The sequence below is a fragment of the Paraburkholderia sp. IMGN_8 genome (genome assembly GCF_038050405.1).
Classification (GTDB): domain Bacteria; phylum Pseudomonadota; class Gammaproteobacteria; order Burkholderiales; family Burkholderiaceae; genus Paraburkholderia.
Genome location: NZ_CP150901.1, coordinates 1567691 through 1586733 on the forward strand (window position 1 = coordinate 1567691; position 19043 = coordinate 1586733).

The window sequence follows — 19043 nt, forward strand, 5'->3', positions numbered from 1 at the left end:
GACCTTGGGCTCCGGTATCGTGAAACGCGCGTGACGCGCGCAGGGTACGAAAGGCCGGCACCAGACCGGCCCCGACCGGCCTCGACAGGCATCACCTGGAGACAAACAACATGGCATTCCCCGATCACGCAGCGTCCGTCGCGCGCAGCGACGGCGCGGCGTCTTCCATCACCGCCACTGCCTCGTCGGCCACTACGCTCGACGCCGGCAGCATCTCGGCGCGCCTCGACCGCCTGCCCGCCACGCGCTCCGTCTGGAAGCTGGTGGTGCTGCTGAGCCTCGGTTTTTTCTTCGAACTGTACGACCTGCTGTACTCCGGCTATGTCGCGCCGGGCCTCGTCAAAAGCGGCCTGCTGACTGCGACGACGCACGGCCTGTTCGGCTCGACCGGCGTCGCGAGTTTCATCGCCGCTTTGTTCTCGGGGCTTTTCATCGGCACGATTGCTTGCGGCTTTCTGGCGGATCGCTTTGGACGCCGCGCGGTGTTCACGTATTCGCTGCTGTGGTACACCGCGGCCAACGTCGTGATGGCGTTTCAGGAAACGGCCACGGGCCTGAATTTCTGGCGCTTCGTCGCGGGTATCGGCATCGGCGTCGAACTGGTGACGATCGGCACGTACATCTCCGAGCTGGTACCCAAACAGATTCGCGGCCGTGCATTCGCGTGCGAGCAGGCGGTCGGTTTCACGGCGGTGCCGGTGGTCGCGTTTCTGTCCTATCTGCTGGTGCCGCGCATGCCGTTCGGCATCGACGGCTGGCGCTGGGTGGTGCTGATCGGCGCGCATGGTGCGCTGTTCGTCTGGTGGATCCGGCGCGCGCTGCCGGAAAGTCCGCGTTGGCTCGCGCAACAAGGGCGTCTCGCCGAAGCCGATCGCGTGATGAGCGAACTCGAAGCGAAAGTGCGTAGCGAGTATGGCCGCGAATTGCCGCCACCCGCGCCGCCGGTGCCGGTTGCGCCGCGCGGCAGCTTCCGCGACATGTGGGTGCCGCCGTACCGCAGCCGCACGCTGATGATGACGATCTTCAACATCTTCCAGACGGTCGGTTTCTACGGCTTCGCAAACTGGGTGCCGACGCTGCTCATCAAGCAGGGCATTACGATCACCACGAGCCTGATGTACTCGAGCGTGATTGCGCTGGCTGCTCCTGTCGGACCGATAATTGGCCTGTTTATCGGCGACCGCTTTGAGCGGAAGACTGTCATTGTCGTGATGGCGGCTGTGAATATCGTATGTGGCCTGTGGTTCAGCCAGGCGTCGGGCGCGGTGTTGCTGGTGAGCCTCGGCGTGTGTCTGACGCTCGCGGGCAATATCATTTCGTACAGCTACCATGCGTATCAGACCGAGCTCTTTCCGACCAGCATCCGCGCGCGGGCGGTGGGCTTCGTCTATTCGTGGAGCCGCTTCTCCGCGATTTTCACGGCCTTTCTGATTGCGTCGGTGTTGAAGCACTTCGGCACGACCGGCGTGTTCGTGTTCATCGCCGGTGCGATGCTGATCGTGATGCTGGCAATCGGCTTGATGGGGCCGCGGACCAAGGGCCTTGAACTTGAGCAAATATCCAGATCAAGCTACTGACAATGAACCAGCAGGAATGGGCGGGGGCGGTTGATGTGCCGCCGTTCGGCACGCTGCCACTGTAGGCCTTCAGGCGGGACGATCGTCCGGGGCGCGAGGTGAGTCGAGTCATGCCATTTGCGACCATCGCAGCGCTGTCAAATGCTCATCAAGAAAGGACAGGCGAGATGTTCAGGCAAAACTCCGCTGCCTGCTGCCCAGCGATTTTACTCGTGGGTTTCATAAGCCATCCTTGGCCGCCTTGCCGCGAGAGACCCGCAGCGTCCGCTGCATCGCATCTCCAATCTGCCGCCACAGGAACTCAGCCGCCGGAGAAAGCCGCCGCCCGACGCGCCTGAGAATCTGACTGCTGAATTCACGCGCGATGGGGTGCTCCAGTTCCAGCGCGACGAGCCTTCCCGCGTCGAGATACTGCCGCGCCGCGTCGGTCGACATGAATGCCACGCCAAGCCCCGCCGCCGCGATGGCTTGGGCCGCGGAAAAAAGATCGCAGCGGTAGGCCGGCGCAAGATTCAGCCGTTCCGCGTGAAGGATCGCATCGAGATACTGCTGCGCGCCGAACCGTTCCGGCATGAAAATGAGCCGCTGCTCCTTCAATTCGTCGAGCCTGATGTGCCGCGGCCCGGCCGCAGCCAGCGCATGGCGCGGGCTCACGAGCGCGCAGAAGGGCGCCGCCCGGAAAGACTTTGCCCGGATCGCCGGGTCGCGCTTACCGCCCGCACAGAGCCCGATATCCACCTCGTCGTTGCGCACCATCGCCGTGATGGCGGCGGTCGGGCCGCTGTGCAGTTCGACCACGATATCGGGAAACTCCGCGCTGAACCGCTCCAGTGCGATCGCCAGCAGATTCTCGACGAAGCCCTCGCCGACGCCGATTCCGACCCGTCCGCGCCGCAGGCCCCGGAAATCCTCCAGTTGGGCCAGCATCTCGGCGTCGCGCCGGGAGCTCTCGCGGAAATGCTCGACCAGGCTTCGGCCAATGTCGCTCAGCGCCACCCGGCGGCCGTGCCGCTCCAGCAGGACCACCCGATGCTTGCGTTCGAGCTGCGCGACCTGGCGGCTGATCACGGACGCATTGATCCCCAGCGCGTCAGCCGCCGCGCGCACGCCGCCGTGCACCTCGATCTCGTGCAGATAGCGCAGGCTCCGCGTGTTGAGCGCGTTGTCCCGGTCCGCCGATTCATCTTTCTCCATGCCGTCACCTGTTGACTCGCAGGTCAACATTATCATCCCTTGAACGTCATTGATCAGGGTTTATTGCAACGAAATACTGACCCGATTATTTTCTACCGAATGCAATCCGACCATGGCAAGCACGCCGCACTTTTGCGCACTCGACGATACGAAAGACCTCCGCGACGAGCTGAGCACCATTCGCCGTCACCTCCATCAGCACCCCGAGCTGGCGTACCAGGAGTTCCAGACGGCCGATTTCGTGGCGCGGCAGTTGGAGAGCTGGGGCTATCAGGTCACGCGCGGCCTCGGCGGCACCGGCATGGTGGCGTCGCTCACCGCGGGTGACGGGGCGCGCGCGGTGGCCGTGCGGGCCGACATGGATGGGTTGCCGATCACCGAGGAAACCGGGCTGCCTTACGCCAGCGCGCACCAGGGTTTAATGCATGCGTGCGGCCACGACGGGCATACGACGATGGTGCTCGGCGCGGCGCGCCACCTCGCCCGGACCCGCCGCTTCAACGGCACGGTCCATCTCGTGTTCCAGCCCGCGGAGGAAATCGGTGCGGATAGCGGCGCGGAGCGGATGATTGCCGACGGCCTGTTCGAGCGCTTCCCGTGCGAGGCGATTTTCGGGCTGCACAATCACCCCGGCTATCCCACGGGTACGTTCATGTTCCGCAGCGGTCCGTTCATGGCAGCGTGCGACACGGTGGACGTCACGATTCACGGTCGCGGCGGGCATGCGGCGCGTCCGCATCTCGCCGTCGATCCGGTGGTGATCGGCAGCACGCTCGTGACCGCGCTGCAGACGGTGGTCTCGCGCAACGTCGACCCCATGCAGACGGCCGTGATCACGGTGGGCGCATTCAACGCGGGGCACGCGGCCAACGTGATTCCCGAATCGGCACGTTTGCAGATCAGCGTGCGCTCGTTCGACGCCGAGGTTCGCAAGCTCCTCGAAACCCGCATCCGCGCGCTCGTGGAAGCGCATGCGAGCGCGTACGGCGCGCGGGCCGACATCAAGTACATCGCCGGCTATCCGGTGGTCGTCAACAGTGAACGGGAAACCGGGCTGGCGCTGCAGGTGGCGCGCGAGCTGGTCGGCGACGAACAGGTGATCGACAAGTTCGGGCCGATTGCGGGCAGCGAAGACTTCGCCTATTACCTGCAACACAAGCCGGGTTGCTTCCTGCGCCTCGGCAACGGCGAAGGGGCACCCATGCTGCACAACGCCTCCTACGATTTCAACGACGACAACCTCACCGTCGGCGCCGCCTACTGGACGCGGCTCGTCGAGCGCTTCCTCGCCGAGGCGGCCTGAGGCGTCCGGACACCATAAAGCAGGCGCCGCGCGGTGCCTGAGGCATCGCGCAGAGGCGTTGCGCCTGACCAGATCATCAATGGGGATTTATTCATGTCAGTCAATCCTGTGTCGTCAAGCATCGTCGAGCAGAATCGTGCTGTGTCGTCGAGCAGAATCGTGGTGGCCGCGACCGTCGGCAACTTGCTGGAGTTCTACGATTTCACGGTCTACAGCTTTTTCGCGTTGACGATCGCGAAGCTTTTCTTCCCTTCGCACGATCCGATCGTCTCCACGCTGATGGCGCTCTTCGCGTTCGCGATCGGCTTCGTCGCGCGTCCGCTCGGCGGCTTCGTGCTCGGCCGCTACGCGGACAAACGCGGCCGCCGTGCCGCGCTGACGCTGACCATTTTCCTGATGGCGCTCGGCTCCCTGACGATCGGCCTCACGCCGACTTACGAGTCGATCGGCCTGGCGGCGCCCGCCATCATCATCGTCGCGCGTCTGGTGCAAGGGTTTGCACAAGGCGGTGAGTTCGGCGCCGCCACTGCGACGCTGCTGGAAACCGGTTCGGCCAAGGGGCGCGGTTTCCGCGCGAGCTGGCAGCTGGCCAGCCAGGGCGCGGCCGCGTTGCTGGGTTCGGGGATCGCGGCGATCCTCACTTATCAATTGAGCAGCGAGCAACTGCTGGAATGGGGCTGGCGTACGCCGTTCCTGATCGGCACGCTGATCATGCCAGTGGGCGTCTATCTGCGCCGCCATATCGTCGAGGAGCCGCCGAAGGCGGAAGCGTCGAAGCAAGTCGTGCTCGAAGGGTATCTCGTGCGCAAGTGGTTCCTGACCGTGTTCGCGATCATGGGCATGACCGTGGCCACCTATGTGCTCATGTACTACATCCCGACGTACTCGATCCAGTACCTGAAGATGCCGGCCAAGCTGTCGATGCTGGTGTCGATTTCGGCCGCGGTCGTGTCGCTGACGTTCTGTCCGATATGGGGCGCGCTGTCCGACAAGATGCAGCGCCGCAAACCGCTTACGATGGCGGGGCGCGTCGTGCTGATCGCGCTGCTGTATCCGGCGTTCTGGCTGATGAACCAGTTTCCGTCGCTGCCGGTGGTGATGGGGCTCATCATCGTGCTGATGTTCTTCTACACGATGGGGTCGGCGCCTGCTTATGCGCTGATGCCGGAGAACTTCCCGAAGCACGTCCGCGCCGGCTATCTGGCGAGTGCGTATGCGGTGTCCGTGTCCGTGTTCGGCGGGACCGCGCAACTGGTCGTCGCGTGGCTGATCCGCGTGAGCGGTAACACGATGGCGCCGGCGTGGTACATGATCGCGTGCGTGATCATTTCCCTGATCGCCGTGTCGATGCTCGAGGAAACCGGGGGACGGGAACTCACCTGAACGGAGCGCTCAGAACAACTGTTTCTGACCGCTCATCAGCGTCGTGAAGTTATCGCGCAACATCGGCAGGATAGCGTCGGCGACGGGCTGCAACTGGCGCGTCAGATAGTGCTCGTAATCGATCGCCGAGCGCAGCGTTTCGAGCGGTTCCGGTCCGGCGACCGTCATCACGTAGCTGATCCAGCCGCCGTTCTGGTATTGCAAGGGCCGGCCCTGCCGGCGATTGAACTCGTCGGCCACGCGTGCCGCGCGGACATGAGGCGGCACGATGCGCTCGTAGTCGCCGAGCGGTCTGCGCACTTGCTTGCGGTACACGAGCTGGTCATCGAACTTCCCCTCCAGCGTATCGCGCACATAGTCGCGCACGTAATCCTCATACGGCTGCTGTCTGAAAATGCGTAAATAAAGCTCCTGCTGAAACCGCTGCGCAAGCGGGGTCCAGTCGGTACGCACCGTTTCCAGTCCTTTATAGACGACGTCCTCGCTGCCGTCCGGCAGAACCGTCAACCCGGCATAGCGCTTCTTGCTGCCTTCTTCGGCGCCGCGAATGGTCGGCATGAAGAAGCGCCGGTAATGCCGTTCGTATTGCAGTTCAAGCGCACTGTCGAGGCCGAAGCGCTCCCGCAGATGTTGCCGCCACCACTGGTTGATGTGTTCGACAAGCGCCCGGCCGATGCGGCTCGCTTCTTCCTCGGTATGGGCGGTTTTCAGCCACACGAAGGTCGAATCGGTATCGCCGTAGATGACCTCGTAACCTTCGGCCTGAATCAGCTCACGTGTGCGATGCATGATTTCGTGGCCGCGCATGGTGATCGACGACGCCAAACGTGGGTCGAAGAAGCGGCAGCCGGTGGAGCCCAGCACGCCGTAAAAAGCGTTCATGATGATCTTCAACGCCTGCGAAAGCGGCTTGTTGTGCTCGCGCTTGGCCGTTTCGCGTCCTTGCCAGACCTGGCCGACGATCGACGGCAAGCTGTGGCGATCGCGCGAGAAACGCGCGCCGAGAAAGCCCGGCACCGATTGATCGTCGCCGGGATTCTGCATGCCTTCGACGAGACCCACGGGGTCGATCAGGAACGTGCGAATGATTGACGGATACAGGCTCTTGTAGTCGAGAACCAGCACCGAATCGTAAAGACCGGGCCGCGAATCCATGACGAAACCGCCCGGACTCGCGGCGCCCGCTACGTCGCCGAGATTCGGCGCCACATAGCCTTGCCGATGCATCCGCGGCATGTACAGATGCGTGAACGCCGCCACCGATCCGCCGCTGCGGTCAGCGGGCAAGCCGGTGACAGTCGCACGCTCCAACAGGAACGGCAGCAACTCTGTCTTCGCGAAGATGCGCGTGACCAGCTCGCAATCCTTGAGGTTGTATTGCGCGAGAGCGGGCTTGTCTTCATCGAAACGGCGCTGGATTTCATCCATCCGCTGATACGGATTGTCGATCGACTTGCCTTCACCCAGCACCGAGCGCGCGACGTGTTCGAGACTGAACGACGGAAAACTCCACGTCGCGGAGCGCAGCGCTTCAATGCCGTCGATGATCAGTCGGCCGGCCGCACCGGCGAAGAAATGATTCTGCTTGTGGCCGTGCTCGCGCCACTCCATCACGGCGCCGCCACGTCCCAGCCGCAGCGGCACGCGATACTGTTCGGCGTGCTGCCGCAACACGCGCAAATCGAACTGCACGAGGTTCCAGCCGATGATGGCATCGGGGTCGTGCCGCTCCAGCCACACGTTCAGCTTTTCGAGCAACTGGGCGCGTATCTCGCAGTATTCGAGCTGGAAGTCGAGCCCGCCGGGGGCGCCGTTCGGCGGGCCCAGCATGTAGACCTGGCGCTGTCCGCAGCCTTCGAGCGCGATCGAGTAGAGCTCGGCGCGAGCGCTGGTTTCGATGTCGAGCGACACCAGTTTTAATGACGGGCGATAGTCCGTGGCAGGCTTCAACTCGCCGTTCAGCAGCGCGCCGTTGTCTTGCGCCTCGCCGCCGAACCACACCGGCGCGGTGATGAAACGCTCCATCATGTAGCGCTCGGGCGGGAAGATATCGGCTTCATAGACGTCGACACCGCCTTGCTTCAAACGCTTCTCGAGCCCCGTCAATTGCCGGTACTGCGGGCAGTAAAGCCCCATGACCGGCCGACGCTGGAAGTCGCGCAGATCGAGCGGGCGCAATTCGATCTGCGTTTCGCGGCGCAGGATCGTTTCGGCGCGCTCGCGGTGCGCGGCCGGGATGAACGCAACCGAAGGCTGTGGACGCAGACGGATGTGACGGGGCCCTCCGTCTGTTGCCAGCCAGAAATCGACCTCCGTGCCGGCCGGCGTGTCGCGCCAATGTCGGGTCAAAATGAAACCCTGTTCAAGCTCAGTCAAACGTCCACCTCGAAACGGCCACCATCGCCATGCGCAATTTTACCGCCATGCGTTTGTTGCCGTGGACGTTGCCGCCGCCGCGCCGCCGTTTGCGTGTGCCCCGTGACTGCAGCCGCGCCGCGTAGTCTGTATGATCGTTTTGCAGCGATTCCTTTGGCACAGTCGATGTGCCGGTCAGTCTACTAAGAGCGGAGTGAGCAATATGACTTTGGGTAAACTTGTTGTTGTGGTCGCCGTGGCGGCAACCAGCTTTGGTGCACAGGCGCAAATCGCCGGCACCCAACCCCTTAGCGTCACGGTCGAGCAATCCAACGCGCTGCTGAGCGGCTGGAGTGCGAAGAAAAGCATTCTCGGCAAGGCCGTATACAACGACCAGAACGAGAAGATCGGTTCGATCCGCGATCTGGTGATCGCACCCGATGGTTCGCTGTCGGCTGCAATCGTCTCCACAGGTGGGTTTCTCGGCGTGGCGTCGCATGACGTAGCCGTGCCGGTCGCGGCACTCGATATTCGCTCGGGGAATTTCTATCTGGCAGGCGCGACGAAAGACGCGTTGAAAGCGACGCCTGCGTTCCAGTACAGCAAGGTTCAGGCGCCGCCGAAGCCTAAAAAGCTGACCGGGCAGTAAGTTGTCTATCAGGCTTCCAAAGCGAGCGTGGCGAAGGTGCCGAGCCAATGCTCGCCCATATAGTCGCCGGCCACGTGCGCCAGCGCGCATTCGAGATGACGCTCGGCCGACTCGAACAACGCGACCCGGCCTGCGTCGCCGACGGGCAGCGCGCGCGCCAGCGACCGCTGACACCATGCGCGACTCAGGTTCAAGCCGTCGAGGTGGGCGATCTTGCCATCGGTGCGATCCGTCACGGTAACGGGTTCGAACAGGGTGGCGGGTTGGCGCGCGCCGAGATCCGGCAGAAAGCGGCCTAACCATGCAACGAACTGCGCGGGCGGCAGCACACGCCGCATCAACTCCGCTTCCATGAGCGAAGGCGACAGGAACTCGTCGCCGGCGGGCTCCCATGCCTGACACGCGACGTCGTTCAGAAACCAGCGCTCTGCAGTGCTCACCAGCAGCGCTTCGAGCGATTCACGCGAGGTTTGACGCGCGAAATCGAGCGTTAGCGCGAGTGCGAACGCCATGTTGAAGTGCGTGCCGACACGCAGCGGGTAAGTCGCTTTCGGCAGGAAATCTTCGAACCGTTCGACAAAGGCTTCGGTGAGCGGCACAAAGGTTTTGGACCAACGCGCCGCTTCCGAGAGCTTCAGCGTCTGGAGTTGCGCGCTCAGCGCGAGCAGCCAGGCCCACCCATAAGGACGCTCGAAGCCGCGGTTGTGCGGCAAGTCGAGATACGCGCGTTCGCCGGCCACGTTCGCATCGGTGAAGTGCTCGTCGACCACCGCGATAATGCGCCCCGCTTCGGGCAGATCGGGAAAGCGCTCGAGCAGATGCAGAATCAGCCAGTAGCCGTGCACGCACGAATGCCAGTCGTAGCTGCCGTAAAAAATCGGATGCAATGCACTCGGGCCCTGCACGTCTTGCGGACCGGCGAGGGCGTGGGTCAGCTTGTTCGGATACTCGCGCGTGAGGTGGTTCAGTGCGAGATTGGCAAATTTGGACGCGAATTCGGGCGTGAGTTGAGCAATCATCGAGCGCCTCCTCAAAAGCGGAATACGAAGAGATATATCAGTATGGTATTGACCCTCAACAATAGCAAAGCCTCCGGCCATCGGGCTTCATCAGGCCTTTCTTGCCGCACTCGATTTCACCTCAGGTAAAGGGAGCCGAGCCTATGCGTTGCGGGTGCTCTGTTTTAAAGGAGGATGGGGCAGCAAATCCAAAGCCGACGGCAAGTTCAAAACCATCCCAACATTTCGACAGCCGCCGATTTCTCGAACCCAGCACAATTATTCTATGCCGGTACGGCGACCGGGGCCGACTCGCTGCCAGCGTCAAGCATGCGCACGGCAAAGCCGTAGCAGCGCTCGATCAGTTCGGGCTGCATCATTTTGTGTGGCGTGCCCTGCGCGATTATCGTGCCTTCCGCGAGCAAAGCGATCGCGTCGGCATGACGCGCCGCCAGATTCGGGTCGTGCACGATCGCCAGTGCACCTATGTTCCAGCGGCGCGCCACGTCCCGGACTGTCGCAAGAAGACCGTGCTGGTGGGCAATATCAAGGGCGGCAGTCGGCTCGTCCAGCAGGAGATACCGGGGCATTGCCCGAACGTGCTCTGGACAGATACTGGCAACAGGCCAGATCTGGGCAAGGACCCTGGCAAACTGGACGCGCGCCAGTTCGCCCCCGGACAGTGTCGTGATGTCGCGCCCTGCGAGTCCACCGGCCTCCGCCAGTGCCAGGGCCTCGCCGACAATCTCCCGATCGCGCCTTGAAGGCGCGCCGCCGCGTACATGAGGGTAACGCCCGAGCAGCACGATTTCCTCGACGCTGAACGGGAAAACAGGCTGGGAAGATTGAGGCAACACGGCGCGCTGCAGAGCGAGGCGTTGAGGCGGGATCGTACGCAGCGGTTCACCGTTGAGCGTCAGATCGCCGCTGATGCGCAAAGCACGCATTGCGCCTGAGGTGTCGAACTCTCCGGCCAGCGCCTTGAGCAGCGTACTTTTGCCGACGCCGTTGCGTCCGAGGAGCGCCGTCAAGGCACCGGGCTTCACGGCTAGCGAAAGGTTCCGTAAAACCGTGATTGCGCCTCGCGTCACGCTCAAATTGCTCGCGATCAACATCTTATGTCTGCTCCATCGGATTCACTGAAGTGCCGCTCACAAGCCGAGTTGACCGCGGCTGCGCCACAACAGCACGAGGAAGAACGGCGCACCGAGCAACGCGGTGAGGATGCCGAGCGGTACTTCTGCCGGCGCGGCCACGGTGCGCGCAGCCAGGTCTGCCAGCACGGTCAAGGTGGCCCCGAGTAGCATGGCGCCGGGCATCACCACACGCTGGTTCGGGCCGCATGCGAGCCGCACGCAATGAGGAGCCACCAGCCCGATAAAACCGATCACGCCGGTGCATGAGACTAACGCACCCACGCTCAGCGCAGAAGCAGCCAACACCGTGCGCTTGACACGTTGTGTCGGCACGCCCAGATGCTGCGCCTCAGTCTCGCCAAGTTGCAATGCATTGAGCGCATGGCCGTTGCGTGCGATCAGGACGACGCCGACCAGAACGAAAGGAATCACCGCGGCAAGCATTGGCCATTGTGAGCCACCGAGGCTGCCCAGGCTCCAGAACGTCAGGGAGCGGAGCTGGGCGTCGTCGGCGATGTAGGTGAGCAGCCCGATGGCGGCGCCCACCAGCGCGTTAATCGCGATGCCCGCCAGCAGTAATAATGGCAACGCAAGCCGTCCGCGAGCGGAGGCGAGCCGATAAACCAGCGCGGAAACTGCCAGAGCGCCGACGAACGCCGCAACCGGCAGGGCATACAGGCCAACTGCAGCAAAGGACGCACCCAGAAGCGGCCCGAGCACGATCAGCGTGGACGCGCCCAGGGCGGCGCCGCTCGAAATGCCAATCAGTCCCGGGTCAGCCAGTGGATTGCGAAAGAGCGCCTGCAAGGCGCTGCCGGCAGCACCGAAGCCCGCGCCGACGAGCAGCGCGAGCACTACACGCGGCAACCGGATAGTGAACAGCACTGCCTGGGCTTGCTGGACCGCAGGGTCATTCACCACGGCGTCGGAGCCCGCCGTTAGCGCGGACCAGACAACCAGGGGCGCCATGCCGTAAGCGCCAATGCAAATTCCAGCAAGTATCGCCCCGCAAAGCGCTACGACGAGGCAGCACAGCAGCACAGCCGCGCCCCGATGCCGTCGGTCAGCGAGGGTGAACGATTCCGCATGAGAGGCATGGTCCGCTGGCATACCGGGACGCGCTGCGCTTGATGTGTTCATCGGTTTGGTGGCAAACGTGTGTTCGTCAAGCCTGCCCCAGACGCTGGTTGAGCGTCACCACGGCAGCAGGCAATCGAGGGCCAAAGCCGAGCATGAACAGGGTGTCGAGCGACTCGACCCTTTTCGCCCGGCCAGCAGGTGTGGCGCCGAAGCCAGGACTCGCGAGCAGCTTCTCAGCACCGCCAATCGCGCTCAGCGCTTCATCGGTGGTGAGCACGATGTCGGGTGCCGCACTAACCAGTGCTTCGGCGGACAACGGCCGGTACCCGTTGAAGCCCTGCATCGCGTTGCGCGCGCCGGCATAGGTGAGCATGGCATCTGCGGCGGTGCGCTGCCCCGCGACAAACGCCTGATTGCCGGTGTTGTTCAGCACGAACAGCACGCGCGGTGGCTGGGCGCGCGTGGCGAATGGCGATGTGCTGATTGTCTGGCGGGCCACCTGCCATTGCTCGTTAAAACGAGCCTGTAGCGCCTTGCCTGCCTCGTGCACATCGAGCGTCCGGGCGATGCCGCCAATCTTTTCGCGTACAGAGTCGACGTCATGGCGCTCAGCAAATGTCACCACTTCCACACCTGCCTGCTTCACCTGGCTTAGTACGTTCGGCGGTCCCGCTTCCGAAGACGCCAGAATCAGGTCGGGCCGCAACGACAGCAGCCCTTCCGCCGATAGCGCTCGCTGATAACCGACCTTCGGCAACGCGCCTGCAGCGGCGGGGAACGTGCAGGTCGTATCGGTTGCGACCAGCACGCCGCGTGCATTCGCTTGCGCGTCAAGCGAATAGACGATTTCGGCCAGCGCTCCGCCAACCACGATTACCCGCCGTTGGCCCCGCTGTGCGTCCGCGCGCATCGAAATTCCAGCGAGCAGCAACGCGGCGCCGCCAAAGACGAAGGCGCGGCGAGGTCCCTTAACGCGCCCGGAATTCATACCGAAGCCTCGTCGAGCAGGGGGGCGAGTTCTGCGATCAGTTCGCGCCATTCTTCCAGTTCGGGCGCGCCGGGTTTGCGCGCCCCAAACAGCATGGCGATGTTCTCACCCTGTAAGTCGAACAGTTCCAGAGACGTGACAATGCCGTCGGACGTCGGCTTACGAACCACCCACGCACTCGCAATCAGGTCCGTGCGCAGATGCAGGTTGAAACCCGGGTCTAGCACGTTGAGCCAGGTACCCATGACACGGATGGTCTTAACCGGGCCGGTATGAATCTGGATCATGCCGCGATTGCCCACGAACACCATGATAGGTACGGCGGCCTCAGACGCACGGACCAGTAGATTCTGCAATGCTCCGGTTGAAACGGGTAGCGCATATCGTCGCTCCGCGAGGCGCAGCGCCTGCGTGCGAGCAAGCCCAAATTGACGCAGCATGCCAAAGAACTGATGCGTGTCGCTCATTGCGTCCCACGCCGCATGAAATGCCGGCACGTCGATTTCGCTATCGTCCTTGACGACCGGCGAGGCCGCCAGTTCGCCCAGCATCAGCCCCGGCACTTGTTCCGCAGCGCTCCAGCGCTCGACGAAAGCGTCGAATGCCACGTGATTGCTGTGTTCGCGCAGGAAAATCTTGTGCACCGCGTGGCCTTGAGCATCGAAAAATTGCAGGCTCTTCTGTTCACCGTGAGCAGTCGCCTCCCGCACGGCGAAGCCCGATGCCCAGTGCTGGTAGAAGACCCGCAAGTCAATGGCGCCGCCCAGTACAAGGCCGACGTCGCCGTTGTGGCTCATGTTCCCGTACTGCCCGTCTTTTTCATGGACGGCCGCTTCATTGCGCGTGAGCGCCATGACTGGACCGAGATGTGGCACTTCTTCGAACAGCTCGATAAAGCGCGGCGTCAGGCGCACGACATGCTCGCCGGTAAACGCGGCGAGTGCCTCGCCTTCGCTGATGCCGAGTGCGAGCGCGGCATCGCGATTACGCAGTTTCTGCTCGGTCCTGAGCTTGACGAAGGCATGACGCAACTGTTGCAACGAAGTCGCGTCAAGGCGAGCGGTGTTTTGCATGGCAGGCTCCTAAGGTTGAGGATAGCGTAATGAAAATTGGAGAGGTCGAAGTGCTCGCCGTTACATGTCGATCTTCATGCTGACGGAGACGTTGCGCCCAGGCGCGGTATACGCGTCCTTGATAGACGACGTATCGGCGATGCCTCGCACGTCCGACCAGTTCCAGTACTTCCGGTCAAACAGGTTGAACACGCCGAGATACGCGACCACGTGCTTGCTAAAGCGATATCCACCGCGCAAGTCGACCACGAACGATGAAGGCGGTGCGAAACACGTTGCCGAACTGCACCCTTTGGGCGTGATGTCGCTGGACTTTTTGGCAGCTTGGAACAACAGGTCTGCCTGTGCGAACCATCGTTCGCCCGGCTCGTAACGCACACCGAACACGGCGGAGAACGGGTTGACGGTGTCGAGCGGCTGATTCGCGGCTCCCGTGTTCTCAACGCTGCCTTTGGTGAAAGCCATGGCTGTCTTCACAGAAAAACCTTGCGGCAGGAACCACTCGGCTCGCCCCTCAAGACCGTGAATGCGAGCCTTCCCAAAGTTGACGTACTGGAATACGAGCGGGTCGGTCGGCGTGCCGGTGCCGCCAACGGTCTGCTGCGAGATGAAATTCCGATAGCGGCCTGCGAACACCGCCGCGCTATAACTCAGCGGTCCGAAACCGGTGCCAAGTTTGCCGCGCAGACCGGCTTCAATGGTGTCGCTGGTTTCCGGCTTGAGGTTCGGATTGCCGATCGACGTGTAGCCGTAGAGCGGGTTGGCAAAGCTGTTGTTCACCTGGTCCGGCGACGGCGCACGAAAACCATGGGCATACTGGGCGTACGGAATGAGCGCCGGTGACACTTCGTAAAGCACGGCAAGCCGCGGCGACAGCGCGTTGTCGCTCGATGAAACCGGCGTGCCCGCGTACTGCGGGTCGCCTGTCTTTGCGCTGAGCCGGTAGCTATCGAAGCGCAGGCCTGGCGTGACTGTCAACGCGCCGAAACTGATCTGGTCCTGCAGGAAGGCACCGAGAAGCGTGTAATCGGTATCCGGAAATGCCTTGTTGGGGAAGGACGCTTCGCCCGCACCTGGAACCGTGCCGTTGCGCAGGTTGGTCACCCGGTCGATACTGCCGTCGCCGCCGTACAGGAGCTTGTGCGTCAGGATGCCCGTGTGAAAGGTGCTCTCCGCAAACGCGGAACCGCCGACGATGCGTTCGCTGTAATTGTTCTCCCGGCTTCGCGACGGTTGTGATCCGCGTGTCTCATAGGACTTCTGGTCCTGTGAAGCGTCCTGGTAGTAGAACTGCACATGCGCGATCTGGAAGAATCGCGCAGCTTCGTTACTGAAGTCGTAGTCGAGGCTGTAACGGTTGCGCTCAAGGCGGTCGTTTGCCGTCAGCGCGAGTGTGGTCGGTGGATTCACCGCGGACAGCACATTGGTGTCGATACGCTGCCTGACGGTTTCGGCCGTGAACTTGAACGTGTCGCGTGCCGTCGGCTTGACCACAAGCTTGCCGAGTACCGATTCAGAGTAGGTGTCCTGAGGATTCGCCGTCGTGCGGTTAGGCCCCGCCGAATTGTTCGAGCCGGTGCCGTCCAGTTCGTGGCCGCGCCGGCCATCGGCTATCACCATGCCCTGGATCATGTCACTGCCGCCGGCGGCCTGAACGGTCGCGCCGAAGCTGCGGTCGGCCGATTCGTAATTTGGCCGCACAGAAAAGTACGTTTTTTTGCCGTAGATGTTGAGCAGGTCTTGCGGGTCTTTGGTAATGAAGTTGACGGCGCCGGTCAGTCCATCGCTTCCATACAGTGCCGAGGCCGGACCTCGCAGAATTTCGATGCGCTTCAAGGTGCCGATGTCCGCATAGTCGCCGCGACCCGCTTCCAGCGGACCAAAGCTGAACGAATTCGGCAGACGGATACCGTCCTCCATCAGCAGGATGCGGTTGCCTTCGAGGCCACGGATATTGATGCTCGAGTCGCCATCGCGCCCTCCGGCTGTGGCTGCCGAAGTTGGCCGATAGGGTGTGCGCCGAACAGTGACTCCCGGCTCGTACCGCAGCGCGTCCTTGATGTTCTCCGCCTGCTGTTCTTCCAGGTCTTCGGCCGTGATGACGGAGACGCTGGCTGCGGTGTGGCTTGCCTTCGTTGCAGTCCGGGTCGCAGTAACCGTTACCGGGTCGAGCAGGTCCGAGGTACTGCGCAACTCGGCATATTGCGCAGCGCCTTGATTGATAGCGGTAGCAGACGATTCCGTTGCCGCATGAACATGAGGCCAGAAGCCAACGACGCCATAGACTCCAGCAAGCATGACGGACAGCGGACGTCGCGCCAGACGAGAAGAATGCACGTGAAAATCCCCGATGAAGAGGCCCGATAAGCTCGCTGGGTGATTCACGGCACCTGGCTGGCAGCCCAATAAAGGTTGGGCTGGGCGTGGTTAACAGGTAAAGCTCAATTAATGAAGTCGTTAGCTTTATGAAAGTATGACTTTATTGATAATGAGAATCATTGTCAATAGCAGTCGGGGCGCGACTTGGGAATGGTGCCCGTGAATTTCGAGCCACAGGCAAGTCAGAGCCGGGAATGCTCGCGCTAGCGCGGACACTCTCCGCTGCACTCGATCAGCGCAGGCGCCCTAGAACAGCTCGCGAATCCGGTGGTACATCATGCCGAGTTCGAGCGCCGGCCCGCGCAATGCCGGGCCGCCTGGAAAGCGCGCATGCCGCAACCGCGCGAACAGATCGAAGGCCGCCGTTTCGCCCGCCATCGCTTTCGCGACGACGCGTCCGGCGATGCCGGTCAGCGCGACACCGTGGCCGGAAAAGCCCTGCACGTAAAAGTAGTTCGGATCGATCGAGCCGAAATCGGGCGCGCGATTGCGCGTCACGTCGACGAAACCGCCCCACGCATGGTCGATCCGCACGTCCGCGAGTTGCGGGAACACACCGATCATGCGCTTGCGAATCTCTTCGCCGAGTTGCACGGGCGACGCGCCGGTCGAGCTCGCCCGCCCGCCGAACAGCACGCGATGATCGGCCGAGAGGCGGAAGTAATCGAGGAAGAAGTTGTTGTCGCAAATCGCCTCGCGTCCGGCGATCAGCGCGTCGGCACGCGCTTTACCGAGCGGCTCGGTGGCGACGATGTACGACGCGATCGGTGCGATGCGCGCGGCGACCGGCGCAGGTAACACGCCGCCGATGGTCGCGTTGCCACACGCCGCGACGAAACGGCAGCGCACTTCGCCGGTAGCGGTACGCACGATAGGCCTCGCGCCGCGCACCACCTCGATTACTGGCGAATGCGCGAACAGTTGTGCGCCTTCACGCCGCGCCGCATCGGCAAGACCGAGGCAGTATTTGAGCGGATGCAGGTGGCCTGAAAACGGATCGTAGACGCCGGCCAGATATCGTTGCGAAGCGACGCGCGCGCGCACGTCGTCGGTGTCGAGCCACGCGAGTTTCGTATAGCCCCAGCGCTGCGATGCCGAATCCATCCACGCGCGCAAGTCCGGCACGCGCTTCGGTTTGGTCGCCACCGTCAGGTAGCCCGCGGTGAAATCGCAATCGATCCCGTAGCGTTCGATGCGCTCGCGCACCAGCGCAACGCCTTCCACCGACATCGCCCACGCGGCGCGTGCACCGTCGAGACCGAGTTGCTTTTCGATGATTTCGTCTTTCGCGAAACCCACCAGCGTCTGCCCGCCGTTGCGGCCCGATGCGCCCCAGCCCGGGCGATGCCCATCGAGCACGACCACCGACAAACCGCGCGCCCGGCATTCGAGCGCCACCGACAAACCGGAGAAACCCGCGCCGATCACGCAGACGTCGGCGTCCAGCGTGCCGTCGAGCATCGGATCGTCGACGAGCGGACGGGCGGCGCTCGCTTCATAGTAGGAGTTGGCGATCAGCGCATCGGCGCGGCGGTCGAGCGTGTTAAAGCCGGGAGTCGGAGCATTCATCAAAGCAGGTCCTTCATTCGATACCAGGCCATCGCGAGCACGAGGGCAGGGGTGCGCAGTGTAGCGCCGCCCGGAAAGTCACGGTGACGAATCTTGCCGAACAGATCGAAGCGCGACGCCTGGCCGTCGATCGCCTCGGCGATCAGTTTACCCGCGAGACCAGTCGTGTTCACGCCGTGGCCCGAGAAGCCTTGCGCGAAATAAACCGTCGGCGACAGGCGGCCGAAATGCGGCGCGCGATTCATCGTGATATCGACGAAACCGCCCCATGCATAGTCGATCTTGACGTCGTCGAGTTGCGGGAAGGTTTTGAGCATGTCGCGGCGCATCGCTTCGCCCAGATTGCGCGGCGCGAACGTCGAGTAGCTGACTTTGCCGCCCCACAGCAGGCGGTTGTCGGGAGCGGGGCGAAAATAATCGAGCACGAAGCGGCTGTCGCACACCGCGGCTCGCGCGGGCATCAGCGCTTCCGCGCGGTCGGGGTCGAGCGGTTCGGTGGCGATCACGTAGGTGCCGACCGGCATGATTTTGCTGGCCACGCTGGGCGCCAGTTGGCCGAGGTACGTGTTGCACGCGAGCACGACGAATTGCGCATGCACCTTGCCGCGCGCCGTTTCGACCACATGCCGGCCGTTTTCCTGGCGCAGCGCGGTGACGCAGCTGTCCTCGAAAATCTGCACGCCGGCGGCGCGTGCGGCGCGCGCAAGACCCAGCGTGTAATTCAACGGATGCAGATGGCCGCTGTCCGGATCGAACAATCCGCCGAGGTAGCGCGACGATTCGACGTATTCGTCGAGGCCTTCGTTCTCGACATAACGAAAGCGGTCATAGCCGAAGCGCTGTTGTGCTTCGTCGCGCCATTTTCGCAGATCGTCCGTATCGCGCGGTTTGTTCGCGGCGGTCAGATAGCCCAAGGTCAGATCGCAATCGATCTGATGCTTCGCGATGCGACCCTTGACGATATCCAGTGTCTCGAGCCCCATGTCCCAAACACGCTTCACGTCATCCGCAGGCATGAACTTCGCAAACGTATCGATATCGCACGCAAAGCCGCCGATCAACTGGCCACCATTGCGGCCGCTAGCCGCCCAGCCGACTTTCGATGCTTCCAGCACCGCGACCGAATGGCCGCGTTCAGCGAGGTTCAGCGCAGTCGAAATGCCGGTGAGTCCGGCGCCGATCACGCAGACGTCGACCGTCAGCGTTTCTTCGAGCGGGGGATGGCGAGTGGTGTCGTTAGCGGTTGCTGCGTAATACGAGGCGACGTGAGGCTGGTTCGAGAATGGGAGCATAGGCAGAGCATGCAGGAGAAGCCTGAACGCGCGGCCTTTGGTAAAGCCAGGCCGCGCGCTCAGACGG

The 19043-nt window shown here is 62.8% G+C and carries 14 protein-coding genes; 4 read left to right on the plus strand and 10 right to left on the minus strand.

From position 1 onward, the window contains the following. The first annotated feature begins 110 nt into the window (after nt 1-110). Complete coding sequence (locus WN982_RS28275; protein ID WP_341318881.1) at nt 111-1577, plus strand: MFS transporter; 1467 nt, start codon at nt 111-113, stop codon at nt 1575-1577. Nucleotides 1578-1796: 219 nt separating this feature from the next. On the opposite strand, the gene WN982_RS28280 is transcribed toward WN982_RS28275, so the two are convergent. Next, entirely contained in the window at nt 1797-2771 is a 975-nt protein-coding gene (locus tag WN982_RS28280; protein ID WP_341318882.1) for a LysR family transcriptional regulator, read from the minus strand. Nucleotides 2772-2883: 112 nt separating this feature from the next. On the opposite strand from WN982_RS28280, the gene WN982_RS28285 reads away from it, so the two are divergent. Further along, a complete protein-coding gene (locus WN982_RS28285; RefSeq protein ID WP_341318883.1) occupies nt 2884-4074 on the plus strand; it encodes a M20 aminoacylase family protein in 1191 nt (396 codons plus the stop codon). A gap of 93 nt (nt 4075-4167) precedes the next feature. Further along, nucleotides 4168-5457, plus strand: coding sequence for an MFS transporter (locus tag WN982_RS28290; RefSeq protein WP_341318884.1), 1290 nt, complete (start codon nt 4168-4170; stop codon nt 5455-5457). Between the two features lie 9 nt (nt 5458-5466). Here the strand turns inward: WN982_RS28290 and WN982_RS28295 are convergent, their stop codons facing one another. Beyond that, nucleotides 5467-7833, minus strand: coding sequence for a DNA polymerase II (locus tag WN982_RS28295; RefSeq protein ID WP_341318885.1), 2367 nt, complete (start codon nt 7831-7833; stop codon nt 5467-5469). A 202-nt stretch (nt 7834-8035) separates the two neighbouring features. Here WN982_RS28295 and WN982_RS28300 point away from each other — a divergent pair, with 202 nt between their 5' ends. Further along, nucleotides 8036-8461, plus strand: coding sequence for a PRC-barrel domain-containing protein (locus tag WN982_RS28300; RefSeq protein WP_341318886.1), 426 nt, complete (start codon nt 8036-8038; stop codon nt 8459-8461). An 8-nt stretch (nt 8462-8469) separates the two neighbouring features. On the opposite strand, the gene WN982_RS28305 is transcribed toward WN982_RS28300, so the two are convergent. The 8 genes from WN982_RS28305 to WN982_RS28340 all read right to left on the minus strand — a co-directional run bounded on the left by WN982_RS28305 (nt 8470) and on the right by WN982_RS28340 (nt 18976). After that, on the minus strand, nt 8470-9480 hold the full coding sequence (locus WN982_RS28305) for a DUF2891 domain-containing protein (protein ID WP_341318887.1): 1011 nt from the start codon (nt 9478-9480) through the stop codon (nt 8470-8472). A gap of 263 nt (nt 9481-9743) precedes the next feature. After that, nucleotides 9744-10574 (minus strand): heme ABC transporter ATP-binding protein, encoded by an 831-nt coding sequence (locus tag WN982_RS28310; protein ID WP_341318888.1) that lies wholly within the window; start codon nt 10572-10574, stop codon nt 9744-9746. Nucleotides 10575-10610: 36 nt separating this feature from the next. Continuing rightward, entirely contained in the window at nt 10611-11735 is a 1125-nt protein-coding gene (locus WN982_RS28315; protein WP_341318889.1) for an iron ABC transporter permease, read from the minus strand. 25 nt (nt 11736-11760) lie between these two features. After that, nucleotides 11761-12585: an ABC transporter substrate-binding protein gene (locus tag WN982_RS28320; protein WP_341319447.1), complete on the minus strand. Its 825-nt coding sequence runs from the start codon at nt 12583-12585 to the stop codon at nt 11761-11763. Nucleotides 12586-12659: 74 nt separating this feature from the next. Then, nucleotides 12660-13736 (minus strand): ChuX/HutX family heme-like substrate-binding protein, encoded by a 1077-nt coding sequence (locus WN982_RS28325; RefSeq protein WP_341318890.1) that lies wholly within the window; start codon nt 13734-13736, stop codon nt 12660-12662. Nucleotides 13737-13796: 60 nt separating this feature from the next. Then, on the minus strand, nt 13797-16058 hold the full coding sequence (locus WN982_RS28330) for a TonB-dependent hemoglobin/transferrin/lactoferrin family receptor (protein ID WP_341319448.1): 2262 nt from the start codon (nt 16056-16058) through the stop codon (nt 13797-13799). Between the two features lie 303 nt (nt 16059-16361). Further along, nucleotides 16362-17684 carry an FAD-dependent oxidoreductase gene (locus tag WN982_RS28335; RefSeq protein ID WP_341318891.1) on the minus strand — a complete coding sequence of 441 codons (1323 nt, stop codon included), beginning with the start codon at nt 17682-17684 and terminating at the stop codon, nt 16362-16364. After that, complete coding sequence (locus WN982_RS28340; RefSeq protein WP_341318892.1) at nt 17684-18976, minus strand: FAD-binding oxidoreductase; 1293 nt, start codon at nt 18974-18976, stop codon at nt 17684-17686. The genes WN982_RS28335 and WN982_RS28340 overlap by 1 nt, the downstream gene beginning before the upstream one ends. Nucleotides 18977-19043: the final 67 nt, after the last annotated feature.

Coding starts and splice junctions, on each gene's coding strand:
- WN982_RS28320 (WP_341319447.1), bottom strand. CDS start 12,585: ATGCGCGCGGACGCACAGCGGGGCCAACGGCGGGTAATCGTGGTTGGC.
- WN982_RS28310 (WP_341318888.1), bottom strand. CDS start 10,574: ATGTTGATCGCGAGCAATTTGAGCGTGACGCGAGGCGCAATCACGGTT.
- WN982_RS28275 (WP_341318881.1), top strand. CDS start 111: ATGGCATTCCCCGATCACGCAGCGTCCGTCGCGCGCAGCGACGGCGCG.
- WN982_RS28325 (WP_341318890.1), bottom strand. CDS start 13,736: ATGCAAAACACCGCTCGCCTTGACGCGACTTCGTTGCAACAGTTGCGT.
- WN982_RS28285 (WP_341318883.1), top strand. CDS start 2,884: ATGGCAAGCACGCCGCACTTTTGCGCACTCGACGATACGAAAGACCTC.
- WN982_RS28280 (WP_341318882.1), bottom strand. CDS start 2,771: ATGGAGAAAGATGAATCGGCGGACCGGGACAACGCGCTCAACACGCGG.
- WN982_RS28340 (WP_341318892.1), bottom strand. CDS start 18,976: ATGCTCCCATTCTCGAACCAGCCTCACGTCGCCTCGTATTACGCAGCA.
- WN982_RS28305 (WP_341318887.1), bottom strand. CDS start 9,480: ATGATTGCTCAACTCACGCCCGAATTCGCGTCCAAATTTGCCAATCTC.
- WN982_RS28315 (WP_341318889.1), bottom strand. CDS start 11,735: ATGAACACATCAAGCGCAGCGCGTCCCGGTATGCCAGCGGACCATGCC.
- WN982_RS28300 (WP_341318886.1), top strand. CDS start 8,036: ATGACTTTGGGTAAACTTGTTGTTGTGGTCGCCGTGGCGGCAACCAGC.
- WN982_RS28290 (WP_341318884.1), top strand. CDS start 4,168: ATGTCAGTCAATCCTGTGTCGTCAAGCATCGTCGAGCAGAATCGTGCT.
- WN982_RS28335 (WP_341318891.1), bottom strand. CDS start 17,684: ATGAATGCTCCGACTCCCGGCTTTAACACGCTCGACCGCCGCGCCGAT.